General features: G+C 50.6%; 6 protein-coding genes. All 6 read left to right on the plus strand.

Annotation, left to right across the window (positions count from 1 at the left end):
* The first annotated feature begins 29 nt into the window (after positions 1-29).
* On the plus strand, positions 30-3284 hold the full coding sequence (locus I2I11_RS01485; RefSeq protein WP_196265892.1) for a SusC/RagA family TonB-linked outer membrane protein: 3255 nt from the start codon (positions 30-32) through the stop codon (positions 3282-3284).
* A 19-nt stretch (positions 3285-3303) separates the two neighbouring features.
* Positions 3304-5007, plus strand: coding sequence for a RagB/SusD family nutrient uptake outer membrane protein (locus I2I11_RS01490; RefSeq protein WP_196265893.1), 1704 nt, complete (start codon positions 3304-3306; stop codon positions 5005-5007).
* 80 nt (positions 5008-5087) lie between these two features.
* Entirely contained in the window at positions 5088-6632 is a 1545-nt protein-coding gene (locus I2I11_RS01495; RefSeq protein ID WP_196265894.1) for a glycoside hydrolase family 10-like protein, read from the plus strand.
* A 52-nt stretch (positions 6633-6684) separates the two neighbouring features.
* Positions 6685-8526 (plus strand): glycoside hydrolase family 9 protein, encoded by a 1842-nt coding sequence (locus I2I11_RS01500; protein ID WP_230679820.1) that lies wholly within the window; start codon positions 6685-6687, stop codon positions 8524-8526.
* Between the two features lie 400 nt (positions 8527-8926).
* Entirely contained in the window at positions 8927-10798 is a 1872-nt protein-coding gene (locus I2I11_RS01505) for an outer membrane protein assembly factor BamB family protein (protein ID WP_230679821.1), read from the plus strand.
* Positions 10799-10839: 41 nt separating this feature from the next.
* Positions 10840-11685 (plus strand): N-acetylmuramic acid 6-phosphate etherase, encoded by an 846-nt coding sequence (gene murQ, locus I2I11_RS01510; RefSeq protein ID WP_196265895.1) that lies wholly within the window; start codon positions 10840-10842, stop codon positions 11683-11685.
* The last annotated feature ends 33 nt before the right edge of the window (positions 11686-11718 follow it).

Here is an 11718-nt window from a genome sequence, read left to right on the forward strand (position 1 = left end):
TATATCTTACATTCTATCAGTTAAACTTTATGAAAATATTATTACGGTTTACGATGTTGGCCCTGTGCTTGATGATAGCGCAGGCCGGTTTTGCCCAGAGCAAAACAATTACCGGAACGGTAACTTCTGCCGAGGATGGCACGGCGCTGCCAGGTGTAAGCATAGTCGTGAAGGGCACCACCAATGGGGTGTCTGCAGGTGCTGATGGTACTTATGCTATTCAGGCGGCGCCGGGCGATGTGCTGGTGTTCAGCTTTATCGGAATGATGCCCCAGGAGCAGACCGTGGGTGATGCCAATACCATTGACGTGGCGCTGGCACCTGACGCCAAAGCCCTCGAAGAAGTGGTGGTGGTAGGTTACGGAACGCAGAAAAGGGCAAATCTGACCGGCGCTGTAAGTACAGTTGACACCAAAGTACTGGACTCCAGACCTATCACGGATGTGGCGCGTGGCCTGCAGGGTACCACGCCGGGCTTAACGGTAACGACCTCCAGTGGCGCCATCGGGCAAAATCCTAACATCCGCCTGAGAGGTATGACGGGCACGTTGAGAAACCCGGGCGCACAGCCGCTGATATTGGTAGATAACGTGGAGATTCCAAGCCTTCAGATGGTTAACCCCGAAGACATTGAATCTATCTCGGTGCTGAAAGATGCCGCATCTTCTTCAATTTATGGTGCCAGAGGTGCCTGGGGCGTTATCCTGATTACCACTAAAACGGGAAAGAGAAGCTCGCCTGTTAAAGTATCTTACTCAAACAACTTTTCCTGGAGCACGCCGACAACAACCCCGGAAATAGCACCGGCCGCCGAAGGAGCGGAAATGGCCTTTAAAGCTTTGCAACGGAAGAATCCAAATACCAACGTGTTTGGGGTAGTAGGTATGTACATCGACCAGACGTCTATTGATAAGATGCGTGAATGGGAAGCACTATACGGCGGACAGGATTTGGGTAACGAGATGGTATTGGGACGTGATTTTGAGATCAGGGAAAACAAACTGTTCTTCTATCGCCCCTGGAGCCCCGGAAAAATGTATATGAGAGAATGGACGCCGCAGCAAAAACATGATGTTTCTGTATCCGGCGGCAGCGAGAAAACCAACTATTATCTTGGCCTGGGTTATCTGGGGCAGGAGGGTGTCCTGAAAGTGAATCCGGATAATTTTGACAGATACAGCCTCAACGTAGGGGTGAATACAACTGTAACGGATTGGTTTGATGTACGGGCTAAAGTGATGTATTCTAAAACGGAGTATACCCGGCCTTTCTACTTCTCCAGCGAAACCTATGATCCCTGGTATTATCTCTACAGGTGGCCTGCCGTGTATCCTTACGGTACTTATGAGGGCCACCCGTTCCGCAGTGCCATCACTGAAGTGCAGCAGGCCAAAATGAATCAGGAAGATAACGGGATGGCACGCATTAATGTGGGCGGTACCTTGCGGCCTTTTGAGGGGCTAACCATAGATGCGGATTATACTTATACCCGCAACGAAGGACATGAGCACCAGACAGGCGGCGTGTTATCAGCTTACAATTTCTGGGCTACCGGTGCCGATTTAAAGTATGAGCCGTATAGCAGCGCTTCTTACAACAGGGTTCAGTATAATTCTGAGTGGAGTAACAGAAGTGTAGGGAAAGTTTTTGCCACCTACGAGAAAGACCTGAACGACCACTCCTTTAAAGTAATTGCCGGCGGGGATGCGGAAGTGTACGACTACTGGTACCAGATGTCTCAGAAGCGCAACCTGATGGACCCGGACAGAGGCGAAATAGACCTGGCAACCGGAGACCAGTTTGTAGACGGTGCCCGTGACAAGTGGGCTAACCTGGGTGCTTTTGCCCGTTTAAATTACTCGTACAAAGATAAGTATTTGTTGGAACTGAACGGAAGATACGACGGATCTTCCCGCCTGTCGCCCAACCAGAAATGGGCCTTTTTCCCGTCCATGTCCGCCGGGTATGTTATCAGCGAGGAGCCTTTTATGGAGGCAACCAAACCTGTGCTGTCGTTCCTGAAGTTAAGAGGCTCCTGGGGATCTATCGGGAATCCTAACTCCCGCCTGGGTGATATCTATCGCCTGATGTCGTCCTATTCATCGGGCTGGCTGATTGGTGGCGTGAACGTGGTGACGGCTGCTACGCCGGGCGCTTTTCCGGCAGGCCTTACCTGGGAAACCATTAACACCATTGACTTCGGGCTTGATTCCAGGTTCCTGAACGATAAAGTCGGCGTAACTTTTGACTGGTATAGAAGAGCCACCAAAAACATGCACAGCGAAGGGCTTGTACTGCCTGGTACATTTGGTACAGGATTTCCTATACGCAACAGCGGTGAGTTGCAGAACACAGGCTGGGAACTGGCAGTTGATTTCAACCACACCTTCGGCAATGGCATCAACTTTAGCGTAACCGGAACACTCACGGATTTTGAAGAAAAGATTGTGGAGTATGCTGATAACAAAGGTTTACTCGAGAACCGCCCTGGCCGGGTGATTGGCGACATCTGGGGATTTGAGACAGATCGCTTCTTTACAAATGATGATTTTGTGCAGGATGCCGATGGCAATCTGGTGCTCGACAACGGAAAGTATGTACTGAAAGATGGCATTGCGGACCAATCATACTTCGAGAGTGGCTGGTTTTTCTATGGCCCGGGTGATATCAAGTATAAAGACCTGAACGGCGACGGCAAGATCGATCGTGGCGCCCAGACTGTGGCTGATCACGGTGACATGAAGGTGATCGGCAATTCTACGCCGCACTACCAGTATGGCTTACGCATGGCCGCCGACTGGAAAGGTGTTGACCTGAGCTTTTTTGTGCAGGGCGTAGGCAAGCGCGACATGTGGGCAAACGGGCCTCTCTTTATACCTGGATACAGAGCCGGCGAAGCATGGTATGCACATCAGCTCGATTACTGGACGCCGGAAAACCCGAATGCCTATTATCCACGGCCAACAGATGCGGAGGGAGCAGCAACGGCTAATAATGCGAAGAACTTTCTGCCACAGACAAAATACCTGCTGAACCTGGCATACATGCGCATGAAGAATGTGACAGTGGGCTATACACTGCCTGGCAGCATAAGCAACAAAGTGAAAATCGATAGGCTGCGCGTGTACTTCAGCGGCGAGAACCTGTTTGAGTTCGATAACCTGGATATTCCGATTGATCCTGAGGTAGATTATACCCAGGCCGGTCTGAATGATTCGAATACCTTTGGCCGGGTTTATCCTTATCGCAGAACGTTTTCCTGTGGACTGCAGGCAACTTTTTAATGTATAAATCAAGACAGAAATGAAAACTAAAATAATTGCAATCCTTTTCTTTTCGCTTGCTTTAAGTGCTTGCGAAAAAGATTTCCTGGATACACCTCCGATAGATAAACTGACAGATGAAACCTATTGGACAAGTGAAGAGAACGTAAGAACTTTTTCATATGGCTTTTATCCGGCGTACTTTACAGGTTACGGCTCCGGCTATGCCTGGGGAAATTACTTTTCAGGCCAGGCCTTAAACGACAACTTTGCTCCTTCTAACCCGGCACAGTTTACGCAGAACGTGCCAACTTCAGGTGGCGGCTGGTCCTTTGCCTGGGTGAGAAAAGCCAATATCTTTTTAGATCGGGTGCAGGATGTGCCGATGAGCGACGAAGCCAAAGCACACTGGACCGGTATCGGCCGTTTTTTCCGTGGCATGGAGTATTCGGACCTGGTAAGCACCTTCGGAGATGTGCCCTGGTATGATACGGAACTGACCGAAGCGGATATGGAACAGCTGTACAAACCCCGCGATCCCCGCACGTTGGTGATGGACAACGTATTGGCCGATTTTAAATATGCCGCCGAAAATGTGCGGGAACAGGATGGCGCCAAAGGGCTGACGGTAAACAGAGATGTCGTACTGGCATTTATGTCGCGCGTATTTTTGTTTGAAGGTACCTGGCAGAAATACCACGAAGGTAACATGGCCAAGGCAGCCGAGTACCTCGAGGCGTCTAAGTGGGCAGCCGAACAACTGATAAGCTCGGGTAAGTATTCGTTAGGCGATTACAGAGAAGTATTTAGTTCACTTAACCTGGCCGGCAACCCCGAAGTTATACTTTACAGAGAGTATGAGCCCGGCATACTTACACATGCCTTAAACAGCTACAACAACAAGGAGCCGCAGTCCGGCCCGTCCAAAGATGCTATTGAGGCTTATTTGGCTTCAGATGGCCTGCCTATTGCTGTTTCTCCGCTGTACCAGGGAGATCATGGGATAGAAAATGTGATGGCCAACCGCGATCCGCGTATCACCGAAACCTTTGTGTCAGATGAATTGCGACTGAACGGTATTGCCAGTAATTATTCCTCTTCCGGGTATGCTACGCATAAATTCCTGAACGAGGCGATTGCGAATACGCCTGAAGGAAGCTCTAACCTGAACCCGACTGATGCGCCCGTAATCCGTTATGGCGAAGTTCTGATGAATTATGCCGAGGCTGCTGCCGAGCTGGGCACAATAGGCGGCCCGGCCTTAACCAACGCAGATTTAGACAAATCGATTAATGTACTTCGTACCAGGCCCGGCATCAACATGCCGGCATTGCAGGTGGTTGGCGATCAGCCTGCGGTTGGTGGTGTGGTATACGATGATCCTGCACGGGATCAGGCTATCCTCCCTGTTATCTGGGAAATCCGCCGCGAACGCCGGGTAGAACTGATGATGGAAGGACTCAGGCTGGATGATCTCAGGAGGTGGAAAGAACTGGATAATACCGATGTTGAAGAAAATCCTGATATCAACCGCGGCGCCTGGATCAAAAAAGCTGACTATCCTGGTCTTAATGCCAGTGTAGAGCTAACGGATGGAACAGAGGGGTATATCATACCGGCTACCAAAGCAGAGTCGCTGAGGCGGTTTGTAGATCCTAAAGTTTACCTGGAACCACTGCCGCTGGATCAGATTCAGCTGTACAAAGACAATGGTGCCGAGCTGGTACAGAACCCAGGTTGGTAATACTTGATTTTTTAATAAAAAGCCCTCCACTGGCGAAAACCTGGAGGGCTTTTTTAATCCCGCTTACGCAGTTGCTGACGATGTATAAAAGTTATACTTTCCTTATTGCCCTTCTTTTTACCACAACCCTACTACAGGCACAACAGCAGGCACTTGCTCCGAAACGGGAGTTCAGGGGTGTCTGGGTAGCCACGGTGCAGAACATCGACTGGCCATCTAAACCGGTAGCCGGCGTCACGTCAGACCAGCAGAAGCAGGAATTGGTACAGCTGCTGGACGAACATCAGCAAACAGGTATAAACGCCATTATGCTACAAATTCGTCCCTCAGCCGATGCTTTTTATGCCAGAGGGCGGGAGGAATGGAGCATGTTCCTGACGGGCAAACAGGGCCAGGCCCCTAATCCGTTTTACGATCCGCTGGATTTTGCTATACTTGAAGCCCACAAGCGCGGTATGGAACTGCACGCCTGGTTTAACCCTTACCGTGCTACCAACGATCTGGATAATTCCCATACCAGTGCCACCCACATCACGCGCACGCATCCCGAATGGTTTTTTACCTATGGCGGTAAAAAGTACTTTAATCCCGGCCTGCCTGAAGTAAGGCAATACATCATACAGGTAATTATGGATGTGGTGCGTAACTATGACATCGACGGCGTGCACTTCGATGACTATTTTTATCCTTATCCTGGCAAAGAACCGCTGCCGGATTCTGCTACTTATCAACTATACGGGCAGGAATTTGCGGATATTGACGACTGGCGCCGGAACAATGTCGATACGCTTATTCATACTTTGTCGGACAGCATACACGCTGAAAAAAGCTATGTAAAGTTTGGCATCAGCCCTTTTGGTATCTGGCGCAACAAAGCGCAGGACCCCAGGGGCTCCGAAAGCAACGGCTTGTCGGGCTACAGCGCTCTGTTTGCCGATGCCCGTAAGTGGGCGCAGCAAGGCTGGGTGGATTATGTAAATCCGCAGGTATACTTTCCGTTTTATTATCCGGCTGCGCCTTATGAAAAGCTGGTTGACTGGTGGAGTACCAACGCTTACGGGAAGCATTTATACATAGGCCAGGCCGTATACCGCGCTATGGAAGACCGCGAAGGCTGGCGCGACAAGCAGCAATTGCCTAACCAGATGCGCTACCTGCGCCACAATCCCAGTGTACAGGGCAGCGTGTTTTTCAGCTCCAAATCGCTGACCGATAACCTGGCTGGTTTCCGCGATTCGCTACAATATAATTTCTACCAATATCCGGCCCTGCCACCCGTGATGACGTGGCTGGACAGTGTGCCACCACCTGCGCCGCAGAACCTGCGCGAGAAAAAGTTTTTGTTTTTCAACTCGAATAAGAAAACCAGGCTGGAATGGGACAGCCCAAAGGAAAGTGACAGCAGCCAGGTATATGGCTATGTGATCTATCGCTTTGCGGACAACGAACCACTTGCCCTGCACAACCCGGCCAACATCATAAAAATAAGCTTCGACCATACACTTACCTCTTTTACAGACGAGGGCATGGCGCCTGGCCATACCTACCGCTACGTGGTAACAACCATCGACAGGCTTAAAAACGAAAGCACAACGGCAAACGCGTTAATTAAAAAAATTAAATAAACTGGCATGCGCACCAGTTGCAGGGTTTATACTTTTTATGTAACTATACCTGATGCAGAAGATATATAAAAAAGGAATGATGGCGATAAGATTGCTTCTATTCATTGCCGGCATTCTTCTTTTACCCGGATGTGCGTCGCATACTTTAAATAAAGATGCGGCAGCCTGGATACGCATCAACCAACTGGGTTATACGCCTGCAGGCATTAAAGTGGCCGTGTGGGCAAGTAAAGATGATGGCCACCTCAGCAGTTTTGAGCTGGTGGATGCCGGAACCAGCAAAGCTGTTTTTAAAGGCAAAGCAGGGGAAGCCTTTGGCGCTTACGGACCGTTCCAGGAATCTTACAGGCTTAATTTCACGGGTTTTAACAAGCCGGGCAGCTACTATCTGCGGGCCGGAACAGTTACGTCGCCCGTTTTTAAAATAGCGCCGGATGTATACAAGGGCGCTGCCGACTTTGCCTTACGCTACATGCGGCAGCAGCGCAGCGGCTTCAACCCCTACTTAAAAGACTCCTGCCATACATCCGACGGCTATACCATGTATGGCCCGATGCCCGACAGCACGCTTATCGATGTGTCGGGGGGCTGGCACGATGCGTCTGACTATTTGCAGTACAGCACCACTTCTGCCAATGCCACCTATCATCTGCTGGCTGCTTACCGCGATTTTCCGGATGTGTTTACGGACGAGCACCTGGCCAACGGGCTGGCAGGAACCAACAGCGTAGCCGATGTACTGGACGAAGCACGATGGGGCCTCAGCTGGCTCCTGAAAATGCACCCGCGCGAAGACTGGCTGTTCAACCAGCTGGCCGATGATCGGGATCACCAGGGCATGCGCCTGCCTACGCTGGACAGTGTGGATTATGGCATGGGCAAAGGCGGGGCAAGGCCCGTATACTTCGCCACAGGCGAGCCGCAGGGTTTGGGCAAGTATAAAAACAGGGCGACAGGCGTGGCCTCTACGGCAGGTAAATTTGCCAGCGCTTTTGCCCTGGCTGCTCAGATGTATACTTCCACCAACGACTCTTTAGCCCGCCTGTTTACCCGTAAAGCCTTATCCGCTTATAAACTGGGTTTGGCAAAACCTGGTGTCAGCCAGACGGCCCCGAATGGAGCGCCCTACTTTTACGAGGAAGATAATTGGTTAGATGATATGGAACTGGGCGCCGCGGCGCTTTACCAGCTGAACGGTGACCAAAACTATTTTGAACAGGCTTACAAGTATGGCTTGCAGGAAAAAGTAACGCCCTGGATGGGCGCCGATACCGCCCGGCATTACCAGTGGTATCCCTTCCATAATTTCGGCCATTACGAACTGGCCAATAAAGCCGATGCAAAAACCAGATCACAATTAATCAGCTTTTACAAACAAGGTATAGCGCGCGTATTTGCTAAAGGAAAACAAAATGCTTTTTACCGCGGCATCCCTTTCATCTGGTGCTCCAACAACCTGACAACCTCCTTTGCCATTCAGTGCCATCTGTACCGGCAGCTCAGCAACGATGATACTTTTGCCGAACTGGAGCAGGCGAACTTCGATTGGCTATTTGGCTGCAACCCGTGGGGCACCAGCATGGTGTATGGCCTGCCCGCTACCGGCGATACACCTGTCGATCCGCACTCCGCTTTCACACACCTGTATACTTACCCGGTAGATGGCGGCCTGGTAGACGGGCCCGTGTACGGGAGCATCTTTAATAACCTGAAAGGGATTACCTTGTATCATCCTGATGAATATGCCCCTTTCCAGTCAGGCCTGGTAGTATACCATGACGATTACGGTGACTACAGCACCAACGAGCCAACGATGGATGGCACAGCCTCGCTGGTTTACCTGCTGGCAGCCAGGGAACATGATGCGTTGGAGGAGGTACAAACAAAAAAGTAGTAATTTCCGGTTGTTGTGGATGGCCCCTGAACTGCAGCCATACATAACATTTATGCATCGCTCTGGTATATGCTGCCGGCTTAAGAAGGGAAAGCGGCTTATGCATGAAATTAGTTTTGCGTTGGAACAGATAAAGCGGGGTTGATTACCAGGTAATACCGATACTGCTGCTTCAGACCTCTGCGTTTTTATGCGTGTTATACTTGAAATTGCAGTACATAAAAAATGCTTATTTAGAATTTATTTGTAGATTTAGCGTGCCGGAAGAAGAAATTTATACTTAGCGGTGGTAAGTATGCCGCATAAAACCGCATCCTGGCTTTTGCGGGCAAAGCATCGGCATAGATGCAGCGTAGGTGAGCGCCTGCAAGCGTTCTTATTCCGGGAAAAGATACCTCTGATGATAATGAGAATAACTTATACTTTATTATGGCTCCTGGTTGCTTTGCTTGCGCCTTTTGCAAGTATAGCGCAAACGTTTAGCTTTGCTTTTGTAACTGATACCCACATCGGCGGCAACACAGCCGCCGAAGATTTGCAACGTACCGTGCAGGATATTAATGCCAACGATTCGCTGCGTTTTGTGGTAATCACAGGTGATATCACTGAGTTTGGATCTGATGCAGAACTGGCACAGGCAAAGCAGATACTGGATGGGCTAAACAAGCCGTGGCATGTTATTGCCGGTAACCACGATGCCAACTGGTCGGAGAGCGGCAGCAATACTTTCCGGAAAGTGTTTGGCGCAGAGACATTTGCCTTTACTTACAACGGTTACCTGTTTGCCGGCACCAGCTCGGGCCCAAACATGCGCATGGGGCCGGGACAAGTGCCGCGTGAAAACATGGTATGGCTCGATTCGGTGCTGACCAATATGGAAGATCCGCAGATGCCTGTGATTTACCTGAACCATTATCCGCAGGATTCGGCGCAGAACAACTGGTACGAGGCCATCGATCTGGTAAAACAACGCAACGTGCAGTTAATAATGTGCGGGCACGGGCATGCCAACCATAAGTATGATTTTGAAGGAATACCGGGTATTATGAGCCGCTCTAACCTGCGGGCAAAAGACAGCCTGGGCGGCTACAACATTGTAACCATAGCCCACGATACCGCCAGCTTTGCCGTGCGCAGGCCGCAGGTACAAACGTTGCCTGTCTGGGCAAAAGTTGCGCTGGTCAATCATCATTTTGATCGGGATAAAACGACGTATGCCAGGCCGTCGTTTGCTGTGAACAAGAAGTATGACCAGGTAGAAGTGGTATGGACGTACCAGGACGACAGCGATGTAGGAGCAGGCACCGCAACGTATAAAAACCTTGTCATCGCCACCAATACAAAAGGCGAAGTTTACGCGCTGAACAGGAAAACCGGCCGGCGGGAGTGGCTGTTTAAAACGGGTGGCAAAATATATTCCACCCCGGCTGTAGCCAACGGCTACGTGGTAGTTGGCTCCTCCGACAACAGCATTTACGGCCTCAAAGCTTCCAGTGGAAAGCTAGCCTGGAAAACAACCACGCAGAAGCCGGTACTCGGCTCGCCCGTTATCCACGGCAAAGTAGCATACATCGGCGGTTCCGACGGGCATTTCAGGGCACTGGATCTGAAATCCGGCAAAGTGAAGTGGGACTTTGACCAGGTAAAAGGCTTTGTGGTAACCAGGCCGCTGATCTACCAGGATAAAGTATACTTCGGCAGCTGGGGGGATGATTTTTACGCGCTGGATACGCAAACAGGCAAGCTGGCCTGGAAGTGGAACAACGGTTCGGCTAACCGCATGTTTTCGCCGGCTGCCTGCTACCCGGTTGCTGTGGATGGCCATGTTTTTATTGTAGCGCCCGACCGCTATATGACTTCGCTGGATGCTGCAACAGGGCAGGTTATATGGCGTAAAAAAATGGACGACATACGCGTGCGCGAATCAATGGGCTTGTCAGCCGACGGAGCGCTGGTATACGTAAAAACAATGGATGGCGAGTTGTACGGCGTTTCCACTGCCGCCGACACAATGCAACTGGACTGGAAAGCAAAGCTGCAACTTCCTTACGAGTTGGCGCCGTCGGCTATTGTAGAAAGCAGGGGCGTGGTATACGTGCCCTCTCATTCAGGTATGGCCAGCGCCGTGGATAGAGAAAGTGGAGAAGTACTCTGGCAGCATAAGATATCGAACAGCCTGATGAACCCCGTGATGCCGTCCGGGAAAAACGAAGTAGTGGTCAGTACCATGGATGGCAGGATAGCATGTTTACGCTATCACCCCGAGAAGTAGCCGGCGACAGAAATAAAGGTGCCGTATAAATAGTTGGAAGAATGCTGGACAACAGCAAAAGAAATCACATAGAAATGGAAATAGTTACTGAAAGAGATTCAAATTATAACGATCTCGAGAAGATGTCTGTCAGGGAGATCCTGGAGAACATCAACAATGAAGATAAAACTGTTCCGCTTGCCGTGGAGAAAGTGATTCCGCAGATAGAGCAACTGGCAGAGATAACGGCGGAGAAGATGAAAGCAGGCGGCCGCCTGTTTTATATTGGCGCCGGTACCAGTGGCCGCCTGGGTGTGCTGGATGCTTCGGAATGCCCGCCTACTTTTGGCGTGCCTTTTGACAGGGTGGTGGGCCTGATAGCAGGAGGGGATGGCGCTATCCGCAAAGCCGTGGAATTTGCTGAAGACGACATGGAGCAGGCCTGGAAAGATTTGCAGGTGTATAACATAAGCGACCAGGATGTGGTAGTAGGCCTCGCTGCTTCGGGCACCACGCCCTACGTTATCGGCGGGCTGCGGATGGCCAACAAACATGGCATTGTGACGGGGTGCGTGGTCTGCAATGCCGGCAGTCTGGTAGCTGCCGAGGCAAAGTACCCGGTAGAAGTGGTGGTAGGACCTGAATTTCTGTCCGGCTCAACGCGCATGAAATCCGGCACCGCGCAGAAGCTCGTACTGAATATGCTCACAACCACGGTAATGATACAGCTGGGCAAGGTGAAAGGAAACAAAATGGTAGACATGCAGCTCAGCAACCACAAGCTCTATCACCGTGGTGTCCGGATTATTATGGCCGAGACAGGAAAGGATGAGCAAACGGCCACTGCACTTTTAGATAAGTATGGCAATGTGCGCAAAGCCATAGAAAGCGTGATGATATCGTCCTGATTAGGCTTGCATCAATAGATTATAGCTATCGCC

This window comes from Pontibacter rufus, assembly GCF_015694705.1.
GTDB lineage: Bacteria > Bacteroidota > Bacteroidia > Cytophagales > Hymenobacteraceae > Pontibacter > Pontibacter rufus.